Here is a 21,578-nt window from a genome sequence, read left to right as displayed (position 1 = left end):
AATTCAGGGGCGGGTGGTCATGACCGGTTCGGTGAGGTCCGCGTCACTGGCGGTGGCCGTGATGTCGGCGGTGCTGCTGCACGGAGACGTTCAGGCGTCCGCAGACGGTTCCAGGGGCGGGGTCGGCTGGTCGGCGATCGGCGCGCCCGCCGGCATGGACGAGCTGGTCGGGCTGGTCGTGCGGCGGCTGCTGCTGGCCGACGAGGTGGCGGCGGCCAAGCTCGCCGACGGCCGCCCGATCGACGATCCCGCCCGCGAGCGTCGGCTGCTCGACGCGGTCGCCGCCGAGTCGGCGCGGGCCGGGCTGCCGCCGGAGGACGGGGTGCGGTTCTTCCGTGCCCAGATCGAGGCCGGCAAGCGGGTGCAGCGCGGGCTGCACGCGCGCTGGCGGGCGCATCCTGAGCTGCGGCCCCGCCGCCACGCCGACCTGGCGACCGAGATCAGGCCGCGGCTCGACCGGCTCACGCCGCGCCTGCTGCGCCTGCTGAAGGAGACCGCACCGGTACGCGCCTCCGTCGGCCGCTGCTGGGCCGCGTCGGCCGCCGCCAGGCTCGACGTGGAAGCCCGTACCGGGCTGGACCGGCTGCACCGCGACGCCCTCGACGCGGCGCTCGTCCCGCTCTGCGCGCGCTCAGGCCGAGCGCGGCAGGGGATGCCTGGTTCTTGACGCGGCGCACCTGGGGTCGTCCACGCGTGCGGTGACGCGGGCGCAACTTCGGGGGCGTCGCGTGGCCGGGCGTCCTCGGCCGGAGGCGTAGGGGCGTGCGGGCAGCGGGAGAATCACGGCCGTGGACTCCGTCGCGGGTTCGGCGGAATCCGCCGTGGCTGTTGGTGCGGGTGCCGCTGCGAGTGTCGCTTCGAACGCCGGCTCGGGCGCCAATTCGGATGCCGGCTCGGGTGCCGGTTCGGGTGCCGGTCCGGAGGCGGGCGCCGGGTCGGCGGCGTCGGGTTTTCGGGAGTCGGCGGGAGGCGCCAGGAGCGCGTCCTCCAGAAGAGTCATGAGCATCAGACCGATCAGAGCCGCCACCGGGATGGCCAATGCCGCAAGGATGATCGTCACCTCCTGTGTGGCGCCGGGCGATCGCTCTGATGTGATCGCCCCGTTCACATTCCGCCAACAAGCGGCCCCTACCGCACCAGAACGGGACTAAACGGGCTGGTTGGCGCGGCGGCTCACTGTCAGGACAGGTTGCAGGTGGCCGACGGCATGAACGGGTTCTCCGGCGGCACCCCCACGGCCTGGCCGTAGGCGGGGTACTTCCACGCGCACACCGCCGTCACCGACACCTCCGCGCCGTCCGAACACTTCATGCCCGACCAGCCGGCGCCGTACATGAGCGTCTGCCCGTGCGCCTTGCAGTACTCGCCGACGTCGTTCCACGTGATCGTGCCCGTGGAGGGCTGGAGCGACGGCTTGGGGGAGGGCGGCCGGCTGGTGGCGGACGGCTTGCTGGTCGGCTCGGGCGTCTTCCTCGGCTTCTTGGCGGAGGTGGTGGGGCTGCTGCCCGGCATCGCGTCGGAATCGCGGGCCGGGGTCGCGGACCTGCGGGGCGTCTTGGCGGGGGACGCCGGAGCCGGGCCGGCGGTCTTGTCCGGCTTCTTCGTGACGAGCAGCTCGTACGCGGTGGGGGCCGGCGACGGGGTGGACGACGCGGGTTCCGAGGGCGGGGGCGACGTGCTCGGCGGCGGTTGCAGCGCGGCCTGTCGCTGGGCGGTGGCGGGGGTGAGGGCGTACACGCTGATGCCGACGCCGGCGGCGAGCACCAGCGCCGCGCCCGCCGCGACGACGGCAGGCACGCGCCGCCGGACGGGGCTCACCGCGCGGGCGCGCGGCGCGGTGGAAAGGTGCCCACTGGCGTCATACCCGCCCGGAACGCCTCCGGCATGGGCCTGCTCAGCCGTCGTCCGCCCGGCGTGCGCCTGCTCGGCGGCGGCGTGTCCGGCGTGCGCCTGCCCGGCACGGGCGTGCTCGGCCGTGGCCTGCCCGGCGTGCGCCTGCCCGGCGTGCGCGTGCTCGGCGTGCGCGTGCTCGGCGTGCGCGTGCTCGGCGTGCGTCTGCCCGGCGGGGGCGTGTCCGGCGTGCGCCTGCTCGGCGGCGGCGTGTCCGGCGTGCGCCTGCCCGGCGTGCGCCTGTCTGGCGGGGGCGTGCTCGCCGGGGCGTTCGGCGGCGACGGCGCGGGGCGTGGGGGAGTGCTGAGCGTGGCCGTCGGTCGGGGCGGAGTGCCAGGACAGGGCGCGCAGGCGTTCGACGACCTGGGCGGCGGTGGGCCGCCCCGCCTGCTCCTTGTCCAGGCACTCCGCCAGCAGCCCCCGCAGCCGCCCCTCCACCCCGCTCAGGTCCGGCTCACTGCGCAACACCGAGTTGAGGGTCGCGGGAATGGACTCGCCGGGAAAGGCCCGCTGCCCGGTGGCCGCGTAGTACATGGTCGCGGCCCACGCGAACAGGTCGGCGGCCGGCCCCACGTCCTCGTCCGCGATCTGCTCGGGCGCCATGTACGCGGGGCTCCCGATCGGCTGGCTGCTGACCACCGACTGGCTCACGTCCAGAGCCTTGGCGATGCCGAAGTCGATCACCACGGGCCCGTCGGGGCCCAGCAGCACGTTGCCGGGCTTGAAGTCCCTGTGCACCACCCCGGCGGCGTGGATCGCGGCCAGGGCCGTCGCCGTGTTGATGGCCAGCCGCTGCAGCGCCGCCGCGCCGCGCGGCCCGCTCTCCCTGACCGAGTCCTGCAGCGAGGGGCCGTCCACGTACTCGCTGACGATGTACGGCCTGGCCCCCACGAACCCGGAGCCCAGCAGCTGGGCCGTGCAGAAGGGCGCCACCCGCTCGGCCGTCTGCACCTCGCGCAGGAACCGGTTCCTGGCCTCGTCGTCGGTGATCAGGTGCGAGTGCAGCAGCTTGACCGCGACGAGCGCGCCGCCGGGGCCGCGCGCCGTGTAGACGGTGCCCTGCCCGCCCGCGCCGAGCCGGCCCTCCAGCCGGTACGGCCCGGCCTCGGCGGGGTCGTCGGGCAGCAGGCTCATCGGCTCGGGCACCGGGGCTCCTCGACGTCGTGCCGGGCGGCGTTCAGGACGCCGTCCTCGGGACCGGGTGGCCGGGCGGGAGCCGGGCGACCAGCCCCTCGGCGGCCGCTGTGATCAGGAACACGAAGTAGTCCTCCGGGGTGTGGTCGGGGATGCCTGCGCCGGCCTGCCGCAGCAGCTCGGAGCCCGCCATCACGGCCAGCGCCTCGTCCACGGCCGGGGTGCCGAGCAGGCTCGCCCGCTCCTGCTCGGCCACGGTGGCGCCGATGGCGATGGTGGCCATCGAGGAGGAGAGCGTGACGGCGGCGGCCGGGTCGTAGCCGCGCCGGCCGAGGGCGACGATCTGGTGCTCCAGCAGCCGCAGGCCCGACGGCCCGCGCGGGAACAGCCGTTGCAGGTACTGGGCGGTCCCCGGGTGGCCGAGGGTGAAGCGCCGCAACTGCATGGCGAAGCTCGCCAGGTGGGCGGCGGCCGGCTCGGCGGGGTCGTCCACGAGCGTGAGCCGGTCGAGGATCGCCTCGCCGACCAGCGTCTCCAGCGCGGAACGGCCGGCCACGTGGCGGTAGAGCGCCGCAGTCGTGACGCCGAGCGCGTCGGCGACGCCCTGCATGCTGAGCTGGACGAGGCCGAGGCGGGTGCCGGCCTCGATCACGTCGCTCAGCGTGAAGCTGGCCGTGCGCCCGCCGGTCTTCACTGGGCGATCCCCTTCCAAAGTTACGGTCCCTAACTTAGAAGAATGATCAGCCCGGACGCAAGGAGTCAGATCGCCCGCGCCACTGTCACCATTCGAGCCACAGGGCGAGCGGCCCCCGGTGATCGAGCGTGCCGCGGTACTCGATCCGCTGCCCCGCCACGAGCCGCAGCCCCGGCAGCCGTTCGGCGAGCAGCCGCAGCGAGATCTCGACCTCGCGCCGCGCCAGCCCGGCCCCCGGGCAGTAGTGGGGCCCCTGACCGAAGACCACGTTCGCGCGGGGCGTCCGGGTGATGTCGAAGGTCTCGCCCCGTTCGAAGGCGTCGTCGTCCCGGTTGGCGGAGGCGAGGCAGAGCGCGAACTCGGTCCCGGCGGGGAAGTCCTGCCCGCCGACGGTGGCGTCGGCGGTCGAGACCCGCAGGAAGATGTGCGTCGGAGTGTCGTAGCGGGCGATCTCCTCGGCGGCGTTCGCCACGAGGCCGGGCCGCTCGCACAGCAGCCGCCACTGCTCGGGCTGGGACAGCAGCCGCAGCAGGCCGTTGCCGAGCAGCGCCGAGGTGGTGATGTGGCCGGGCACGGCGACGCCCAGCACGAGCCCGATGAGCTCGGCCGTGCGCTCGAAGGTGAGCGGCTCCGTGCCGGGGGCGAAGGCGGCGAGGTAGTCGCTGATCAGGTCGTCGCGGGGGTCGGCGCGGCGCGCGGTCACGTACCGCTCGATGAGCTGCTGGAAGCGCACCCACGTGCGGGCGCACTCGATCTGCTCCTCCTCCGAGCTGAACCGGTGCCCCATCCCCATGGACGCGGCGGTCCGGCTGTCGTCGCCGAACGCGGCGCTGTCCTCCTCCGCGAAGCCGATCAGCCGGGCGATCACGTCCACGGGCAGCGGGTTGGCGTAGCCGGCCATGAACTCGACGCCGCCGTCCTTGGCGAAGCCGTCGATGAGCTGGGTGGCGCGTTCGGTGATGTACGGCTCGATCGCGTCCACGCGCTCGGGGGTGAGCGCCGCCGCGGCGGGGCCGCGCAGCCGCCGGTGCTCGTCGCCGTCCATCGTGATGTACGAGGCGAGGTTGGGGTAGCCCTTGCCCAGCTCGGCCAGGACGGCCGGAGGAAAAGGCGTGAACGGCCGCAGGGTGTTGGCCGAGGAGAACGTGCGGCTGTCGCGCAGGATCCGGCGCACGTCGGTCATCCTGGTCACGACCCAGGCTCCGATGGCCGGGGAGTAGAACAGCGGCTCCTCGCGGCGGGCCCGTTCGTAGAAGGGGTAGGGGTCGGCGTGGTGCTGGTGGAGCGGTTCGTACAGGTCGCCCAGGGACATGCCCATCACCTTCGCCCGGAAGATGGCAATTGCCCTGACTATAACCCGGCGACGTTACCGTGACTTATGACCAGCGAGACTCCTGAGGCCAGGCGGCACCGCCGCGAGCAGCTCCGCGACTTCCTGCGCGCCTGCCGGGCGCGGCTCGCCCCCGGCGACGTCGGCATGGTGGCAGTGGGGCGGCGCAGGACGCCGGGGCTGCGCCGCGAGGAGGTCGCCGTGCTGGCCGGGGTCGGCGTGTCCTGGTACACGTGGCTGGAGCAGGGGCGCGACATCAACGTCTCGGCCGAGGTGCTCGACGCGATCGGCCGGGCGCTGCGCCTGAGCGAGCCGGAGCGCGCCCACCTGTACCTGCTGGCCGGACTCAACCCGCCGCTCCCCGGTGGGACGCGGGGCGGCGCGGAGGTCACCCCGGAGCTGCGCCGCCTGCTCGACGCGTGGACGCCTCGACCGGCGATCCTGCGCGACAGCCGGTGGAACCTGCTGGCGATCAACGCGGCGACGCGGGCGGTGTTCGGCTACGACGACGTCGATCACAACTGCCTGGTCTCGTTCTTCACCAACGCCCGCTACCGCGGCATGCACGTGCAGTGGGACGCGGTCGCCCCGGCCGTGGTCGCCGCCTTCCGCGCCGACGCGGGCCACGCCCCCGGCGACCCGGAGTTCGGCCGGCTGGTGGACGACCTCAGCGCGGTCAGCCCCGAGTTCGCCGGGCTGTGGGCCCGCCACGAGGTGGGCGCGCCCGTCCAGGCGGTGAAGGCGGTGCGCCACCCCGCCGCCGGCGACCTGTACTTCGAGATGACCACTCTGACGGTGGCCGACCGGCCGGACTGGCACCTGGAGCTGTACAACCCGCTGCCCGGCACCGATGAGCGGCTGGCCAAGGTGGTGCTGTCAGACCCAGGCTGAGCACGCACTGTCTCGCCCGCGCCCAGGTCGGCAGGCTGAGCTTCATGACGAACGGACGTTTCAACGGCAGGATCGCACTCATCACCGGCGGCACCAGCGGCATGGGCCTGGCCGCCGCCCGCAGGCTGCTCGCCGAGGGCGCGCGGGTGGTCATCACCGGCAGGGACGAGACGCGGCTGAAGGCCGCGCACGACGAGCTGGGCGGCGACGACCGGGTCCTCCCGGTACGCGCCGACGTCGCGGACCTCGCCGGCCTGGACGCGCTGACCGCCACGATCCGCGACCGGTACGGGCGGCTCGACGTGGTGTTCGCCAACGCGGGCGTCGCCTCGTTCGGCGAGGTCACCGAGGCCGAGTTCGACCGCATCGTGACCATCAACTTCAAGGGCGTGTTCTTCACCGTCCACAAGACGCTGCCGCTGCTCGCGGACGGCGGCGCGATCGTGATCAACGCGTCGTGGACGCTGCACCGCGGCCTGCCGGGCGCCTCGATCTACGCGGCGACCAAGGCGGCGGTGCACAACCTGGCGCACACGCTCGCCGCCGACCTGGCGCCCAGGGGGATCCGGGTCAACTCGGTCAGCCCCGGCTACATCGAGACGCCGATGTTCCACGACAACATCTCCGCCGAGGCCGGGGCCGCCGTGCTCGCCGCGGTGCCCGCCGGGCGGCTCGGCACGGCCGAGGACGTGGCGGGCGCGGTCGCCTTCCTCGCCTCGGACGAGGCCTCGTACGTCAACGGGCAGGACCTGGTCATCGACGGCGGCCTGGTCGCCACCGCCTCTGGGCTGACCGGCTGAACCCTCAGGAACGGGCGCGGATCAGGCGGCGGCCGGCCGCTTGGGCGGGAAGCTCCACGTACCGGTAGCAGAGCGTGGCGACGGCGGCCACCACGGCCGTCAGCGCCACCGCCCAGGTGACCCGCTCCGCCCAGGCGACCTGCCCCGGGTACGGCACCAGCCGCCGCAACACCTGCACGGCCAGCGGATGCACCAGGTACACGGAGTAGCTGATCAGCCCGAGCCGCGCCAGCACCCCCGGCATGGCGACCGGCAGCAGCCGGAAGACGACGAAGGTGAGCCAGGCCGCCACCACGGCCGCCGACCAGCTCCACCTGAACGCCGTCGCCTCCGCCTCGCCCATCCCCCACCCGGGGCCGAACCAGAACGCGGCCACGACGCACACCACGGGCACCAGCCCGACCACCCACCGGGCGCGGCGGTGGAGCTGCCCCTGGTCGAGCCGGTGCAGCGCCGTGCCGGCGAACATGGTGGCCACGATGGCCAGGCTCTGCCACGCCCCGATCCTGCTGTTGAAGCCGATCAGCACGACGGCGGGCACGGCCAGGGCGGCGGCCCCGGCCAGCCGGGCGTGCGGGCCGCCGCGCAGGACCGCGGCGAGCCCGGCCACCAGCACGGCGGTCGCGGCGAGCACCACGGCCTCGACGCCGAGCCCGCGCGACAGGGCGCCGGCGGGCAGCAGGCCGCCCACGAGCACGCCCGCCGTCACGACGACGAGGGTGCCGATGGTGCGGGGCCGGTGCGGCGCGAAGACGAAGATCGCGGTGACGAGGAGGTAGAACACCATCTCGTAGGAGAGCGTCCAGAACACGTTGACGACGCTGACCACCTGGAAGAAGTCCTGCAGCATCGTCAGGTGGGCCAGCCCGGCCGTCACGGGATGCTCGCCGAGCTGCACGGGCAGCTCCGAGTACACCCGCAGCAGCCCGAACGCCGTCCCGGCGACCGCCACGAGCGCCCACAGCGGGTAGAGGCGGAACAGCCGCCCGATCCAGAAGCCGGTGACGTCGCCGCGCCGCTCCAGCGAGGCCGGCACCACGTAGCCGCTGACGAGGAAGAACACCATGACGCCGTACTGCCCGAAGTCGAACCACGGGCTGACGGCGGAGCGGATCTCGGGGAAGAGCGGGTCCAGCAGGTGCTCGAAGAGCACGGCGAGCACGGCCACGCCGCGCAGGGCGTCCAGCCAGGTCTGCCTGCGCGCGGGCGGGAGCGGTTGCGGCAGGACGCCGGCCCGCGGCCCGCCGTCGCCTCTCAGGTCGGCCAGGTTGATAGACACCCAGTCACGCTATGGGGTCAACCTGAGCGAATGCTTAGAGTAAGCCCAGGTCAGGTGCCATCTTGTCAATAGGGAAAGCTATCGCGAATATTCCTTCCCGGAGGCTGCCCAAGGCCTGCCCACCTGCCTAATCTCCGTAGTGACGGGAGAGGTGACAGCGATGAGAATCGTGGTGATCGGTGGGACCGGCCTGATCGGGTCGAAGCTGGTGACCTGGCTGGAGGGGCAGGGGCACGAGGCCGTGGCGGCCTCGCCGAAGACCGGCGTGAACGCTCTCACGGGCGAGGGGCTGGCCGGGGCGCTGGCGGGCGCGCACGTGGTGGTCGACGTGTCCAACTCGCCGTCCTTCGAGGCGGCGCAGGTGATGGAGTTCTTCGAGACCTCGACCCGCAACCTGACCGCGGCCGAGGCGTCGGCGGGCGTCGGCCATCACGTCGCGCTGTCGGTGGTCGGCACCGGGCGCACGCCCACGAACGACTACTTCCTGGCCAAGCGGGCGCAGGAGGAGTTGATCGCGAAGTCGGGCATCCCGTTCTCGATCGTGCACGCCACGCAGTTCTTCGAGTTCGTCCGCGGCATCGCCGACGAGGCCACGCACGACGGCCGGGTCCGCATCGCGCCCGTCCGCTTCCAGCCCATCGCGGGCGACGACGTGGCCGAGGCGGTCGGCCGGGCCGCGCTGGGCGCGCCGCTGAACGGCGGGATCGAGGTGGCCGGGCCCGACCAGTTCCGGATGGACGAGTTCTTCCGCGAGGCGCTGGCCTCCTGGGGCGACACGCGCGAGGTCGTCACCGACCCGCACGCGCGCTACTTCGGGACCGAGGTGAGCGAGCGGGCGCTGGTGCCGGACGAGGACGCCGCCCTGGGCCGGATCCACTACCGCGACTGGCCGGGCAGGAAGCCCTGACCCGGCGTCCTGCCGCCCTGCCGATCGGCGGCATGGACGTGGAGGCGGTCATCGAGGCGCCGGGGTCGGCGCGCCGGGCTGACATAATCACTTGGCGATCATTGGCACACCGTCGAAGCAGGACCTCGTGAGCATCCCCGCGCGCCCGCAGGACCCGGAGAAAGTGGGGCCGTACCGGATCATCGGGCGGCTCGGCGCCGGTGGCATGGGCATCGTCTACGCGGGCGTGGACGCCGCGGGGCAGCGGGCCGCGGTCAAGCTCATCCACCACACGTACGCCGCCAACCACGAGTTCAGGGTCCGGTTCCGGCGCGAGGTGGCGATGCTGCGCCGGGTGCAGGGCGCCTGCTGTGTACGGATGCTCGCGGCCGACGCCGAGGCCGAGCAGCCGTGGCTGGCGACCGAGTTCATCGACGGCCGCACGCTGGACGAGCACGTCAAGGAGCGCGGCCCGCTGGCGGGCGACGACCTGTTCGGGCTGGCCGCGGGGCTCGCGGAGGCCCTGGTCGCCGTGCACGCCGCGGAGGTCGTGCACCGCGATCTCAAGGCGTCCAACGTGATGTTGTCACCGGCCGGCCCGAGGCTGGTCGACTTCGGCATCGCCCGCTCGCTCGACGGCACGTCGCTCACCGGCACCGGCCTGGTGATCGGCTCTCCCGGCTGGGTGAGCCCGGAGGAGTACGCGGGCGGCCCGACCGGCCCGGCCGCCGACGTGTACGGCTGGGCGATGGTCGTGGTGTTCGCGGCGACGGGCAAGCTGCCGTACGGGATGGGCCGCCCCGAGGTGCTGTCGTACCGGGTGATGAACGACGCGGTGGACACCGGGGCGGTGCCGCGCGAGCTGCGGCCGACCGTGGACGCGGCCCTGGCCAAGGAGCCCGCCGCCCGCCCCGCGATGGAGGAGGTGCTCGCGGCGGTCGCCGAGGCCTGGCGCGACCGGCACGGTGACAGCGAGGTCAGGGCGGACAGCCCGGCGTCCGACGTGACGGCCCGGCTGAACCGCGTCTGGTCGGTGCAGGAGGACGCCGCCTCCTGGCCGCCGGAGCCGCCGCCCCGCCCGCCGCGCAGCCTGGTGCGCCGGCTCTCGCCCTTCGTCGCCGCCGTGGCCGCCGTCGGGGCCACGGCGGCGGTCGTGCTGAACCTCCCGTCGGGCGCGAAGACCGGCGTCCGCGCCTCGTCGCCGCCCTCGGCCGCGCCGAGCGGGTCAGCGGTGGCGAGCCCGGCGGCGTCGTCGCCGGTGCCGCGCACCGCGGTGGACCTGGCCGCGGCCCTCGACCTGTCGCTCAGCGTGACGCCCACCGCCGACTTCACCTTCGAGGGCGGCTTCACCCAGAGCAGCGCCGGCGCCAAGGCGACCGGCCGCCTGTCGAGCGGTGACGCCAGGGCCGAGGACGACTTCACGATGTCGATCAACCCCTACGAGGAGTCCGCCGGCCGCTACGTCGTCACCGACGGGCTGTTCTACCGGGACCGGCGGGGAGCCGCCGCCAAGGTGCTGGAGGAGCAGACCCCGGAGAGCGTGGACTGGTACGCGCTCCTGGTCGCCGGCACGGCCGGCCCGTCCGTCATCCAGCAGGTCGTGCTGAACAGCACCGACATCCACCCGGAGGGCCGCACCTACACCGGTGTCCTGCGCGCGAGCGAGGCGGGCGGCCGGTTGCGGACGTTGCTGGGCTCCTGGCTGGGCGCGGACGTGAGCGAGGGGAGCGGCGCCTCCTACCTCAACTACCGGCTGACGATCGACGCCAAGAACCGGCCGACGAAGTTCAGCCTCACCTGGAAGGTGCCGGTCAGCGGCACGGGCACCTACGAGTCCGTCTTCACGACCACCTACCGCGACTGGCGGGCGGGCGGCAAGATCGCCAAGCCGTAGGGGCCGACCGTCACCCGTGCTGGTCGCAGCAGGAGACGCGGGCCCTGGCCAGCTCGTCGGGGTCGTTCCACCAGTAGCCCGCGGTGCTCGCGTGCGTGGGGACGGGCTCCTTCACCCTGCTCGCGGCGTGGCCTGTGGACGGCGGGTAAGGGGCCAGGAGCTGCTCGACGGTGTGGTGCCGGCCGCCGACGAGGACGGCGGTGACGTTGGCGGCGTCCTCGATCCGGGCCAGCGGGTCGCCGTCCACGATGGCCAGGTCCGCGTACATGCCCCTGCCGATCCTGCCCAGCGGCAGGCCCAGGTAGGCGCCGGACGTGCTGGTCGCGGCGGTGAGCGTCTCCAGCGGCGTGAGCCCGTACCTGACCATGGCGCGCAGGTTCATGTGCAGGCTCACCGCGACGTGGTCGATGGGCGCGTCGGTGCCGACGGTGACCACCCCGCCGCCGCGGATCATCGCCGCGAGCTGCGCGACCTGGTTGGCCAGGTTCTTCAACGTCACCTGGATGGCGGCCGGATCGGCGTTCTGCGCCGTGGCGACCGTGGTGCGCAGCGCCGCCAGCCGCCAGTTCGGGTAGAGGCGCAGCACCCGCTCGTCGGTGGCCAGCGACGTGTCGTCCCTGTAGAGGGCGGTCGAGTTGAACAGGGTGGGGGTCCTGGCCATCTTCGAGGCGTTGAACATGGCGATGACGTCGGAGTAGGCGGAGCCCACGTTCGTGACGGTGCGGGAGTAGCCGAACCGGCTGGTGGCGCCGACGTGCTCGGTCTGGTCGCCGCCCATGGCGATCGCCGGGTAGTGGTAGTGCGAGGTCACCGGCTTGCCCCTGCGGTGCGCCCAGTCGATCACCTCCCGGTGCCAGATCACCGGCAGCCGCACGTAGCACTTCAGCACGTCGTAGTCGAGGTCGGCGGCCCGCTCCAGCTCCAGCGCGAGCTGGTCGTGGCTGAACGTCGGCCGCATGAAGTTGTAGTAGATGCGCGGCCCGTCGATGGCCTCGCCGGTGCCCAGATAGCGCGGCGCGAGCCGGGCGCCCGACTGCACCGACTCGCGCTCCTCCACCATGTGGTACGCGGGCGAGCCCGGCGAGCGGGTCGTGGTGATGCCGAGGGCCAGCCACAGCGGGCCCTGCCGCGACCCGTACGCGTAGCCCTGCATCTCGCGGTGGTGGTGGATGTCGATCAGGCCGGGCATGACGAACCTGTCGCGGGCGTCCACGAGGACGCCGGGGCGGCCGTCCCGGTGCGGCTCGACCGCGGTGATCCGCTGGCCGCGCACGATGACGTCCACGTCGCGGGCGACGGTCGCCGACACGCCGTCCCACATGCGGCCCGCGTGGATCACCACCTGCTCGGGGCCGGGGTCGTTGCGCCAGGTCAGGCGGTGCGGGACGGTGCGCGGGGCGGCGCCGTCCACGCGGACGCGGCGCAGCCGCCCGCCGTTCAGGTAGAGGAGGGTGGCGGAGTCGCCCGCCCAGACGGGGGCGTCGGACACCTCGCGGGTGACCTGGCGGGCGGGGCTGGTGGGCCGTCCCGTCGCGTCCACGGGCAGCACCCAGATCACCGACTCCATGGCGAAGGCCAGCATGGCGCCGTCCGGCGACCAGACGGGGCCGTCGTCGCCGCGCGTCTGCAGGGAGCGGTGCGGGGCCGGGTCCACGTACGTGCCCGCGCCGGTGGCCCGGTCCACCAGGAGGATCTTGGACAGGCCCTCGCGGTAGCGCCGCGAGTACGGCACGACGGCGGCCAGCGCGATCGTCCTGCCGTCGGGCGACCAGGTCGGCCTGCCGGGCTCGAACGTGGCGTTGAAGATCTTCTGCAGCTCGCCGGAGGCCACGTCCAGGACCCAGAGGGCGCCGTCCTGGTCCAGGTAGGCGATCTCGCTGCCGTCCGGCGACCATCGCACCGACAACGCGGCGGAGTCGGTGAGCCTGGTCAGTTGCCGGTCGGCGCCCGTGTCCAGGTCGCGGACCCAGATGTTGAGCGTCCCCGTCCGGTCCGTCACGAACGCCAGCCGCCGCCCGTCCGGTGAGAAGTCCGGATCGGCCTTCCACCAGCGGTCACGGAAGAGCGGCCGCGGGGTGTCGCCGAGCCGCCCCAGGTAGATGTCGTTGAGCGCGCGGAACGCGACGGTGGACCCGTCGGGGGACACCGCTGGGCTGCCGATCCCGACGACGGGGAACGAGCCGGGCGCGTCGAACACCCTGGCCTGCTTCCTGTACTTCGGGGTCGTCGTGGTCAGCGCGGCGGTGAAGCCGACCGTGCCGGCGGAGGCGGAGCCGAGGCGGCGGGTCCTGACGGTGCCTGAGGAGGTGTAGAAGTAGCGGCCGTCCGGGAGGAACCGGGCCTGGAACGGGAAGACCTCCTCGCCCGCGACCAGGGTGCCCGCCGTGCTCGCCACCTCGTTCAGGCCCGCGCGGAAGAGGTGGTAGGCCAGGTCGGTGCCGTTCGGCAGCCAGGACGGCTGGTGGATGACCTGACCGGCGGGCACCGTGACGGCGGTGCTGCGCGCGCCGGTGGCCACGTCGATGACGTCGATCCTGGTGTCGGCGACGACGAACGCGAGCTTGCTGCCGTCGGGCGACCAGGCCGGCTCGTACTCCTCGGCGGAGGTGTCCGCCAGGGCGCGGGACGTTCCGGTGGCGAGGTCGAGCAGGTGGATCCCGTAGCTGCCGCCGGCGTCGGAGGAGTAGGCGATGGTGCGGCCGTCAGGGCTGTGGCGGGGCTCGCGGTGGTCGAACGGGCCCTTGGTCAGCTGCCTGATCGCGGACCCGTCGGGCCGGATCGTCCACAGGTTGAACACGCCGTCGCGGTACGACTGGAACACCAGGCTGGAGCCGTCGGGGGACCAGTCGGGCTGGGCGAGGTCGTACAGGTCGCTGGTGAGCCTGCGGGCGGTGCCGCCCGAGGCGGAGCAGACCCACAGGACGCCCAGCAGGTCGAAGGCCAGCAGGCGGCCGTCGGGCGAGGGGGCGACGGCGAAGTCGGTGCCGGTCTCGACCGAGGTCCTGTCCCTGCTGGCGGCCCTCGCCTGCGGCGCCGCGACGGGCGCGATCGCGGCGGCGAGGGCGGCGCCGGCGCCACCGGCCAGGACGGTCCGGCGGGACATCGAGCCAGGGGCGTCAGGTGACATCGGGCTTCCCTCCACTGCTCGCGCTTGACCGGGATCTTCGTCTACGAGGTGCATACGTTGGTCAAGACGATCGGTCAAGGGCCCGCACCGGCTAGAGCAGCCGGTCGGTGTGGTCGAGCGCCTCCTGCCGGAGCTCGCCGAGGAACTGCTGCAGCAGCTCGTCCCTGCCTTCCTCCGTCTGGCCGTCCTGGTAGACCTGCCAGCAGGTGTGGATGCCGTGCAGCAGGTTGTCGAGCAGGTCGGGAGCGGGCCGGGCGGGATCGAGCGGGGTGAGCGGCACGAAGATCGTGTTCGGTTCGAGACCGAGGTCGGGGTGGTCGGCGTCGGCCTTGCTGAGCAGGTCCTGGGCGGCGATGACGCGCTCGTGGATGTCGGTGATGCCGCGCAGATGACCGTCGGCGACGTGCAGCGCGTTGCGGATCAGCGGCATGACCACGTGCCGGGGGCGCCCGCCCGAGGTGATGACGGCGGTGATCTCGGTGAGGCTCTCCAGGGCCAGCGGCTTGCTGTGCTGCTCGGCCGAGGCCACGACGTGCACCTGGTGCAGGCCGGTGTGCCGGGCGGCCACGGTCACGGCGGCGTGGTACCAGTGGGCGGCGGCCACGGAGGCGGCGGCCGGGTCGATCTGGGTGAGCAGCTCAGGGCAGCCGAAGGGCTGCGCCCGCAGCAGGGCGTCGGCCTGCGAGATGTGCAGCGGCGAGGCGTCCTCGCGGCTGAGCGCGACCGCCTGCTCGGCCCTGTCGGACAGGTCGCCCAGCTCGGCCTGCTCGATGGCGGCCAGCTCGGCGGCGACGTCCGTGGTGATGTGCGTGGCCAGCCCCGGGACGCCCAGCGTGTGCAGGGCCATGGCGACGGCGTGCGCGGCCCGCCCGACCTGGGTCGCGGCCGGCCGGACGCTGGTCCGGTGGGCGGCGATCAGCGTCGGCAGGACGCCGGCGAAGGCGTCGCGCTCCTGCTGCCTGCGCCAGCCGATGCTGTGCGGGCCGTGCTGGTCGGCGGCGCTGGCGGGGTGGGTGTAGGAGCGCCAGCAGATCTCCGACAGCCTCGTCAGCTGAGCGGCGAGATGGCGGACGTTCCCGATGTCCTCCATCTCGGGCAGGTCGGCGACGAGGGTGGTGGTGTCGCCGATGCCGGTGCTCCAGAGGGCGACGAGCACGTTGCGGGCAGGGTCGATGGCATACCGAGTCACGAGTACCTCTTCAGGGATGGGGGGGAACAGAAGGGCGATGCTCGGGAGGCTGCTGGCCATGCCCAGGATGCTCGATCGCGTGCTCGCGTGCGGCCCTTTTGACGTTGTTACGCGTCCCTGATCAGCGCTTTTGCTCTTAGATGGGGGGTAACTCCTTCCCCGGCTCGTCAGCTCGCGGGCGCGAGGAGGGCGGCGGCCAGCAGCGTGGCCAGCCACTCCTCGTACTCGGCCGCGCTCCACTCGCACACCTCGGTGAGCTTCTCGAAGTTCTCCGTCGAGGTGAGCACGTAGATCTGCTCGGCCGCCCTGGCCGGAGGCAGGTCAGGGCGCAGGGCGCCGAGCGCGTGCAGGTGCTCGGCGGGGCCGCGGCTGCCCCTCAGCCGATCGCGTTCGATGCCGGCCAGCACGTCCTGGAGCCCCGCGTCGGCCGGTGACGCGGCGGCCGCCGCGCGCAGCACGCGGTGCACGGGCATGACGCGCCGCAGGATCCCGGTGGCCATGGCGGCGTACAGGGCCAGCTTGCGGGCGGGGTCCGACTCGTCGATGATCGCCTGCACCTCGGGGCGGTCGCTCTGCGGCGTGGGACGGGCGTCTCCGGCCAGGGTGAGGTCGTAGACCAGCTTGGCCAGCGCCGGCTTGCCGCCCGGGCAGGACGTGTACAGCGTCTGGACCGCGACGCCCGCCTCGCGTGCCACCTCCGCCATGGTGGTGTCGGCGTAGCCCTTCGCGATCATCAGCTCCCGCGCAGCCGTGGCGATCTTCTGCCGCGTGGCCTGGGCGTGCTCCTGGCGCAGGGCGCTGGAGTAGGCGCGGCGCTTCTTCTGCTCGGTCATCGCGAACCATGATTTCAGAACTATATTGACTAGAATCGTCTCTAATGAAAAAGTGCGGTTCTATCCAAAGCATCGTCTTGGGGAGGCGCACCGTGTCCCTGCTGCTCACCGTGTCCCGGATGCTCGCGACGGCGCTGACCGGCCTGTACGCGGGCGGCGTCCTCTTCGTCGTCATCGCCCCATCGTTGGCGCGGATGCCGGGCGCCGCCTATGTCACGTACTGGCAGGCGCTCAACGCCGACTACGGCCGGGCCATGCCGCCGTTCCTGCTGACCTGCATCGGGGCGACGATCGTCGCCTCGCTCCTGTCGTGGCAGCGGGGCTGGCCGGCGTTCGCCGCCTGCACGGCCGCCCTGCTCCTGCTCGTCGCGACCGTCGCCCTCACCCTGGCGGGGATGGAGCCGCTCAACCGGATCGCGAACGGCTGGGATCCCGCCCAGCCGCCCGCCGGCTGGCACGAGATCCGGCAACGGTGGCTCGACCTGCACCTCCTGCGCGCGGTACTCGCCCTCGCCGCGTTCGCGTGCCTGATCACCGCCCAGGGCCTCGACCACGACATGACCAGAACCGATCTCTCCTCGGAAAGGAACGTTCCGCGAAACGCAGAACCATGAGCGCGGCCGTCCCACCAACGCCTACGCCAGGGCGCAGGACGTCACCTCCGGCCGCTGGTCCGCCGGCGTGCCCGTCCGGGTCGGCTGCGCCGTCCACTGATCGCGCCGCGATGCGCCTGACGCGCGTGCCTCCCGCGTCGTTACGTTGACGTCCATGAGCGGACAACTGAGCCGCATGGACGTCACCACGGCGCTGGACCTGGCCCTCGACGCGCTCGCGGTCAACGGCGACGGGCCGGCGTACCGCGTGTGCGGCACCAGCGCCGCGCTCCTCCAGGGCGTGCAGATTCCCGCCGGCGACATCGACGTCCTGCTCGCCGGCAGGAAGGACGTGGACGCCTTCGCCGCGGCACTCTCCTCTTTCCCCTGCCTCCACCCGGCGGAGTGGCTGCCCGGGTCGGCGCAGTACTTCGCCCGGTTCGAGGTGAACGGGGTCGCGCTGGAGCTGAGCACGGTCGAGCGCCGCACCGATTCCGACGCGCTGGAGTGCGTGGGCAGCGGGCCGTGGCGGCACCACGTCCCGGTCGCCTGTGGCTCCCACCGGGTGCCCCATCCCCGATCACCTCCGGACTCTGGCGCGCGACCGGCTCGCGGGTTAGACCGCTTGCCGTGGTGGGCGACTGCCCACTACGGTGGGCGCATGCCCACTTCATCGCAAGGACAACCAGCCCACCAGGCCAGGGAGTACGCGGAGTCGTTCGGCACGGACGCGGAACGCTACGACCGCGCCCGGCCGCCCTACCCCGAAGCCCTGGTCAAGCGCGTCATCGCCGCCAGCCCAGGCCCCGCCGTCCTGGACGTCGGCTGCGGCACCGGCATCGAGGCCCGCCAGTTTCAAGCGGCCGGCTGCACCGTGCTGGGCGTCGACCCCGACGAGCGCATGCTCGAAGTCGCGCGGCGCAGCGGCGTCGAGGCCGAGGCCGCCACGTTCGAGGCGTGGGACCCGGCTGGCCGCACGTTCGACGCGATCATCGCCGGCCAGGCCTGGCACTGGGTGGACCCGGTGGCGGGCGCGGGCAAGGCGGCCCGGCTGCTGCGCCCCGGCGGGCCGCTGGCGATCTTCGCGCACGTCTTCGACGCGCCGCCCGCCATCGCGCAGGCCTACGCGGAGGTCTTCCGCAGGGTGATGCCCGACTCGCCGTTCGCCGGCCAGCAGGCGCGGCCGGCGCGCGACGTCTACGCGGAGATGTTCGCCAAGTTCGCCGACGGGATCCGGGAGGCGGGCGGGTTCGGCGAGCCGGAGCTGTGGCGGTTCGAGTGGCAGCAGGACTACACCCGCGACGAGTGGCTGGACCTGCTGCCCACGACCGGCGCCCTCACCCGGCTCCCGGCCGGCAAGCTGGCCGAGGTGCTGGACGGCGTCGGAGCCGCCATCGACGGGCTGGGCGGCCGGTTCACGGTGCCGTACCTGACGATGGCGGTCGTCGCGGCCCGCACCCCCTGACCTGACGCTGGCGGTCGTCGCGGCCCGCACCCCCTGATCAGGGCGCCCGGCTGAGCGCCCGCCGCCCGGCCACCGGCTCGGCCGATCCGGGGAAGGTGACGACGATCTCCAGCCCGCCCCCGGGGCGGGGGCTGGCCCGCACGTCCGCATCGTGCGCCTTCGCGATCGACGCGACGATCGACAGCCCCAGCCCGGCGCCCTGCCCGCGGGTCGTGTGCAGCCGCCTGAAGGGCTCGAAGAGATCGCCGAAGCGTTCGACGGGCACGTCAGGGCCGGTGTTGCGGACCGTCAGCACCCCGCCGGCGAGCGTCACCTCGACGCTGCCGCCCGGATGGTTGTAGCGGACCGCGTTGTCGAGCAGGTTCGTGACGAGCCGGTTCAGCAGCACGGGGTCGCCCTCGACGGCGAACGGCTCCGTCCGCGCCGTCACGGCGACCTCGTCCGGGCGCCCCTCGGCCACGACGAGCCGCACCACCTCGTCCAGGGCGACCGGGCTCCTGTCGTCCAGGCCGTGCTCCGCCTGGGCCAGCACCAGGAGGGCGTCGATGAGGCCCTCCGCGCGGCGGTTGTGCAGCAGCAGCTTGTCGCGGATCTCGCCGACGTCCTCGGGCAGCCCGATCTCGATGGCCGCCCGCTGGACGGCCAGTGGCGTCCGCAACTCGTGGGAGGCGTTGGCGATGAACCGCCGCTGCCCCGCGACGGAGCGTTCGAGCCGGTCGAGCATCGCGTCGAAGGTGTCGGCCAGCTCCTTCAGCTCGTCCTGCGGCCCGGCGAGCGCGATCCGCTCGTGCAGGGTCGACAGGGACAGCCGCCGCGCGGTGGCGGTGATCCGGTGCAGCGGGCGCAGGATCCGCCTGGCGATCGTCCAGCCGACGACCAGCGAGACCAGCGACAGGATCGCGACCGTGAACACGGTCATCTCCCACTGGTAGCTGATCACGTCGTCCACCAGGTCGGGCAGCCGCGGCGCCGGAGGCCGCTCCCCGGGCCCGCGCCACACCCGCTCCGGCGGCTGGACGGCCAGCGGGGCGATCCGCGCGTCCATCGCCTGCCGCAGCAGCACGTTGACGGTGATCAGCAGCACGACCGAGGTCAGCAGGAACAGCCCGGAGTAGATCAGCGTGAGCCGCGTCCGGATCGTCGTCACAGCAGGTATCCCGCGCCGGGGACCGTCTGGATGCACGGCGGGTCGCCCAGCTTGGCGCGTAAGCGGCTGACCACCACCCGCACCACGGTGGTGAACGGGTCGGCGTGCTCGTCCCACGCCTCTTCGAGCAGCCGCTCGGAGCTGACCACCGCGCCCTCCGCCCGCATCAGCACCTCCAGGACGGCGAACTCCTTGAGCGACAGATGCAGGTGCCGCCCGTCCCGCGAGGCCTGCAGCAGGTGGGTGTCGAGCACGATGCCGTGCCGCGACAGCACCGGCGGCACCTGCGGCCGGCTGCGCCGCCCCAGGGCGCGCACCCGCGCGACCAGCTCGGCGTAGTCGAACGGCTTGGGCAGGTAGTCGTCGGCGCCCATGCCGAGCCCCGCCACCCGGTCCGGCACCGACGCCGCCGCCGTCATCATCAGGATCCTGGTACGGCTGCCGCGCGCCACCACCTCGTGGCAGACGAGGTCGCCGTGCAACTCGGGCAGATCCCGATCCAGCACCAGAACGTCGTAGTCGTGCACCGCCAGCCGCTCCACCGCGGCGGCCCCGTCGTAGACCACGTCCACGGCCATCGCGTGGCGGCGCAGCCCCACGGCCACCAGGTCGGCCAGATCGCGCTCGTCCTCCACTACCAGAACCCGCATACCGACGTGCATATCCGAGGGGTGGTAACAGCGGCGTTAACGGTCACCGTCACAGCCGTGAAACCCGCTCCCGGCCATCCTCATGGCCATGATCAAAACTCTCATCGCCGCCGCCCTGCTGGCGGCGAGCCTCACCCCGACGCCCCAGCCGGCCCCAGGCGCCTGCGCCCCGAGCACGGCGCCACCGCCGCAGTCCGCGCCCCCGACCTCGGTGAACACGCTCCGGCAGGCGTACCACTGCGTGCTGGACAACTACTACGGCGGCCCGGCCCTGGACACCAGGACGTTACTGCGCAACGCCATGTCGGCCTACACCCAGGAGCTGATGCGGCGCGGCGCCGACCGCGGCGACCTCCGGCTCCCCGCCCTGACCGGCAACCGCGACACCGACTGGGCCGCCTTCGCCAAGGTGCTCGGCACCGGCGACCCCGCCGCGCTGCGCGCCGCGATCACCGGCATGGTCGCCGGGCTCCAGGACAACCACGCCAACTGGATCAAGCCGGAGCCGGAGGAGGAGAGCGAGCCGACCGGCACCGGCATCGTGGGCGTCTCGGGCGCGTACGGCGCGCGGCTCGACCCGGCGACCCGGCCGCCGCTGTTCATCACCGAGGTCCTGCCCGGCAGCCCCGCCGCGAAGGCCGACGTCAGGCCCGGCGACATCCTGGTCAAGGCCAACGGCGTGCCGGCGTTCTTCGGCGACACCGTCAACCAGAGCCTGGTGGACGCGATCGGCGCTCCCGGCCCCGTCCGGCTCACGCTCAAGCGCCCCACCACGGGACGCACCCGCACCGTCGAGATCGAGCCGGGCCCCCTCACGCGCCCGCCCAGGGCGGTGACGTCGAAGACGCTGCCCGGCGGCGCCGTCTACGTCAAGCTGCCCGGCTTCTTCGGGGGCGCCGCCGACCAGGTCATCGCCAAGCTGCAGGGCAAGCCGGAGGCGGTCGTCCTCGACCTGCGCGGCAACGGCGGCGGGTCGCCCCGCGAGGTGACGCGGCTGCTCGGCGCGTTCGCGCACGGCAAGGTCACCAGCTACTTCTGCCCGTTCGAGGGCGACTGCGTGCCGAACAAGACCGACGACAGCGTCCCGCTGGTCGGCGCGCGCCTGATCGTCCTCACCGACCGCGGCTGCGCCTCGGCCTGCGACGACTTCAGCGCGGCCGTCAAGGACAACGGCATCGGCACCCTCGTCGGCACCCGCACGGCCGGAGCCGTCTCAGGGCCCGGTGAGGGCTACCTGCTGGACGACGGCAGCGTCCTGGTCCTGCCCAAGGTCCGCCACCTCGGGCCCGCCCGCGAGACCATCGACACGGTGGGCGTGCCGGTCGACCACCACGCCCCGATGACCGCCCTCGACCTGGCCACCGGGCGCGACCCTGGCGTGGCCAAGGCACTGGAGCTGCTGCGCGAGCAGCAGTAGAGGGCCGGTCGACGTCGCCGTCCCGGCCGTATGCGCACCGTCAATCGCCAGTCAACGGCGCGCCCCTAGCATCGAGGGCATCGACGTCGAGGAAAGGGCCGGTATGGCGCTCTTCATCATCAGCTCGACGGCCGTCGGCGCGATCATCGGCTGCCTCTCCCACCTGCTCGTGCCGCGCCGCCGCGCCGCCGGCTGGGTGGCCCTGATCGGCGCCGGCGTGGTTGCCGTGACGCTCGCCCACGCCGTGGGTTTCGCCGACGACGCCTGGCTCGTCCTCGGCGTGGAGTTCGTGCTGGCCGCCGCCTGTGTGGGCGTCGTCGCCATGAGTGAATGAAAGGCGGTGACCTCTCCTGCGGGGA

At 73.2% G+C, this 21,578-nt stretch carries 18 protein-coding genes; 9 read left to right on the top strand and 9 right to left on the bottom strand.

Translation table 11 applies throughout. The features are described 5' to 3' along the window. The first annotated feature begins 19 nt into the window (after window positions 1-19). Window positions 20-667 carry a gamma subclass chorismate mutase AroQ gene (gene aroQ, locus ABD331_RS46245; protein WP_344490346.1) on the top strand — a complete coding sequence of 216 codons (648 nt, stop codon included), beginning with the start codon at window positions 20-22 and terminating at the stop codon, window positions 665-667. 512 nt (window positions 668-1,179) lie between these two features. On the opposite strand, the gene ABD331_RS46240 is transcribed toward aroQ, so the two are convergent. The 3 genes from ABD331_RS46240 to ABD331_RS46230 all read right to left on the bottom strand — a co-directional run bounded on the left by ABD331_RS46240 (window position 1,180) and on the right by ABD331_RS46230 (window position 5,030). Further along, a complete protein-coding gene (locus tag ABD331_RS46240; protein ID WP_344490343.1) occupies window positions 1,180-3,036 on the bottom strand; it encodes a serine/threonine-protein kinase in 1,857 nt (618 codons plus the stop codon). A gap of 31 nt (window positions 3,037-3,067) precedes the next feature. Further along, window positions 3,068-3,718: a TetR/AcrR family transcriptional regulator gene (locus ABD331_RS46235; protein WP_344490340.1), complete on the bottom strand. Its 651-nt coding sequence runs from the start codon at window positions 3,716-3,718 to the stop codon at window positions 3,068-3,070. A gap of 85 nt (window positions 3,719-3,803) precedes the next feature. Beyond that, on the bottom strand, window positions 3,804-5,030 hold the full coding sequence (locus ABD331_RS46230) for a cytochrome P450 (protein ID WP_344490337.1): 1,227 nt from the start codon (window positions 5,028-5,030) through the stop codon (window positions 3,804-3,806). Between the two features lie 66 nt (window positions 5,031-5,096). Between ABD331_RS46230 and ABD331_RS46225 the strand changes: the two genes are divergently transcribed. Together ABD331_RS46225 and ABD331_RS46220 are read left to right on the top strand one after the other, a co-directional pair. After that, entirely contained in the window at window positions 5,097-5,939 is an 843-nt protein-coding gene (locus tag ABD331_RS46225) for a helix-turn-helix transcriptional regulator (protein ID WP_344490335.1), read from the top strand. 44 nt (window positions 5,940-5,983) lie between these two features. After that, window positions 5,984-6,739, top strand: a complete 756-nt coding sequence (locus ABD331_RS46220; RefSeq protein ID WP_344490332.1) for a glucose 1-dehydrogenase — start codon at window positions 5,984-5,986, stop codon at window positions 6,737-6,739. Window positions 6,740-6,743: 4 nt separating this feature from the next. On the opposite strand, the gene ABD331_RS46215 is transcribed toward ABD331_RS46220, so the two are convergent. After that, window positions 6,744-8,018 (bottom strand): acyltransferase family protein, encoded by a 1,275-nt coding sequence (locus ABD331_RS46215; RefSeq protein ID WP_344490330.1) that lies wholly within the window; start codon window positions 8,016-8,018, stop codon window positions 6,744-6,746. 160 nt (window positions 8,019-8,178) lie between these two features. Here ABD331_RS46215 and ABD331_RS46210 point away from each other — a divergent pair, with 160 nt between their 5' ends. Together ABD331_RS46210 and ABD331_RS46205 are read left to right on the top strand one after the other, a co-directional pair. Next, complete coding sequence (locus ABD331_RS46210; protein WP_344490328.1) at window positions 8,179-8,925, top strand: SDR family oxidoreductase; 747 nt, start codon at window positions 8,179-8,181, stop codon at window positions 8,923-8,925. Between the two features lie 127 nt (window positions 8,926-9,052). Continuing rightward, complete coding sequence (locus ABD331_RS46205) at window positions 9,053-10,798, top strand: serine/threonine protein kinase (protein ID WP_344490325.1); 1,746 nt, start codon at window positions 9,053-9,055, stop codon at window positions 10,796-10,798. A gap of 10 nt (window positions 10,799-10,808) precedes the next feature. Here ABD331_RS46205 and ABD331_RS46200 read toward each other — a convergent pair whose 3' ends face one another. The 3 genes from ABD331_RS46200 to ABD331_RS46190 all read right to left on the bottom strand — a co-directional run bounded on the left by ABD331_RS46200 (window position 10,809) and on the right by ABD331_RS46190 (window position 15,947). Then, entirely contained in the window at window positions 10,809-13,925 is a 3,117-nt protein-coding gene (locus ABD331_RS46200; protein WP_344490322.1) for an amidohydrolase family protein, read from the bottom strand. A gap of 91 nt (window positions 13,926-14,016) precedes the next feature. Next, on the bottom strand, window positions 14,017-15,114 hold the full coding sequence (locus ABD331_RS46195; protein ID WP_344490319.1) for a hypothetical protein: 1,098 nt from the start codon (window positions 15,112-15,114) through the stop codon (window positions 14,017-14,019). Window positions 15,115-15,281: 167 nt separating this feature from the next. Beyond that, the gene (locus tag ABD331_RS46190) at window positions 15,282-15,947 is read right to left on the bottom strand and encodes a TetR/AcrR family transcriptional regulator (RefSeq protein WP_344490316.1); all 666 of its coding nucleotides are present in this window, start codon (window positions 15,945-15,947) and stop codon (window positions 15,282-15,284) included. A 92-nt stretch (window positions 15,948-16,039) separates the two neighbouring features. Between ABD331_RS46190 and ABD331_RS46185 the strand changes: the two genes are divergently transcribed. After that, a complete protein-coding gene (locus ABD331_RS46185; protein WP_344490313.1) occupies window positions 16,040-16,561 on the top strand; it encodes an anthrone oxygenase family protein in 522 nt (173 codons plus the stop codon). Between the two features lie 154 nt (window positions 16,562-16,715). Beyond that, window positions 16,716-18,005 (top strand): class I SAM-dependent methyltransferase, encoded by a 1,290-nt coding sequence (locus ABD331_RS46180; protein WP_344490310.1) that lies wholly within the window; start codon window positions 16,716-16,718, stop codon window positions 18,003-18,005. Window positions 18,006-18,042: 37 nt separating this feature from the next. Here ABD331_RS46180 and ABD331_RS46175 read toward each other — a convergent pair whose 3' ends face one another. Beyond that, the gene (locus tag ABD331_RS46175) at window positions 18,043-19,152 is read right to left on the bottom strand and encodes a sensor histidine kinase (protein ID WP_344490307.1); all 1,110 of its coding nucleotides are present in this window, start codon (window positions 19,150-19,152) and stop codon (window positions 18,043-18,045) included. After that, entirely contained in the window at window positions 19,149-19,802 is a 654-nt protein-coding gene (locus ABD331_RS46170) for a response regulator transcription factor (RefSeq protein WP_344490303.1), read from the bottom strand. Before ABD331_RS46170 ends, ABD331_RS46175 begins: the two co-directional genes overlap by 4 nt. A gap of 88 nt (window positions 19,803-19,890) precedes the next feature. Between ABD331_RS46170 and ABD331_RS46165 the strand changes: the two genes are divergently transcribed. Further along, entirely contained in the window at window positions 19,891-21,219 is a 1,329-nt protein-coding gene (locus tag ABD331_RS46165; protein WP_344490300.1) for a S41 family peptidase, read from the top strand. A 103-nt stretch (window positions 21,220-21,322) separates the two neighbouring features. After that, entirely contained in the window at window positions 21,323-21,553 is a 231-nt protein-coding gene (locus ABD331_RS46160; RefSeq protein ID WP_344490296.1) for a GlsB/YeaQ/YmgE family stress response membrane protein, read from the top strand. The last annotated feature ends 25 nt before the right edge of the window (window positions 21,554-21,578 follow it).

Origin of the sequence: Nonomuraea monospora, from assembly GCF_039531895.1 — a bacterium.
GTDB classification, from domain to species: domain Bacteria; phylum Actinomycetota; class Actinomycetes; order Streptosporangiales; family Streptosporangiaceae; genus Nonomuraea; species Nonomuraea monospora.
This window is presented reverse-complemented; position numbering and strand designations above follow the sequence as displayed.

Excerpts from the sequence above, each read along its gene's own strand:
- aroQ (WP_344490346.1), top strand. The coding sequence starts at position 20 with ATGACCGGTTCGGTGAGGTCCGCGTCACTGGCGGTGGCCGTGATGTCG.
- ABD331_RS46210 (WP_344490328.1), top strand. The coding sequence starts at position 8,179 with ATGAGAATCGTGGTGATCGGTGGGACCGGCCTGATCGGGTCGAAGCTG.
- ABD331_RS46180 (WP_344490310.1), top strand. The coding sequence starts at position 16,716 with ATGAGCGGACAACTGAGCCGCATGGACGTCACCACGGCGCTGGACCTG.
- ABD331_RS46230 (WP_344490337.1), bottom strand. The coding sequence starts at position 5,030 with ATGTCCCTGGGCGACCTGTACGAACCGCTCCACCAGCACCACGCCGAC.
- ABD331_RS46220 (WP_344490332.1), top strand. The coding sequence starts at position 5,984 with ATGACGAACGGACGTTTCAACGGCAGGATCGCACTCATCACCGGCGGC.
- ABD331_RS46160 (WP_344490296.1), top strand. The coding sequence starts at position 21,323 with ATGGCGCTCTTCATCATCAGCTCGACGGCCGTCGGCGCGATCATCGGC.
- ABD331_RS46190 (WP_344490316.1), bottom strand. The coding sequence starts at position 15,947 with ATGACCGAGCAGAAGAAGCGCCGCGCCTACTCCAGCGCCCTGCGCCAG.
- ABD331_RS46170 (WP_344490303.1), bottom strand. The coding sequence starts at position 19,802 with ATGCGGGTTCTGGTAGTGGAGGACGAGCGCGATCTGGCCGACCTGGTG.
- ABD331_RS46200 (WP_344490322.1), bottom strand. The coding sequence starts at position 13,925 with ATGTCACCTGACGCCCCTGGCTCGATGTCCCGCCGGACCGTCCTGGCC.
- ABD331_RS46225 (WP_344490335.1), top strand. The coding sequence starts at position 5,097 with ATGACCAGCGAGACTCCTGAGGCCAGGCGGCACCGCCGCGAGCAGCTC.
- ABD331_RS46165 (WP_344490300.1), top strand. The coding sequence starts at position 19,891 with ATGATCAAAACTCTCATCGCCGCCGCCCTGCTGGCGGCGAGCCTCACC.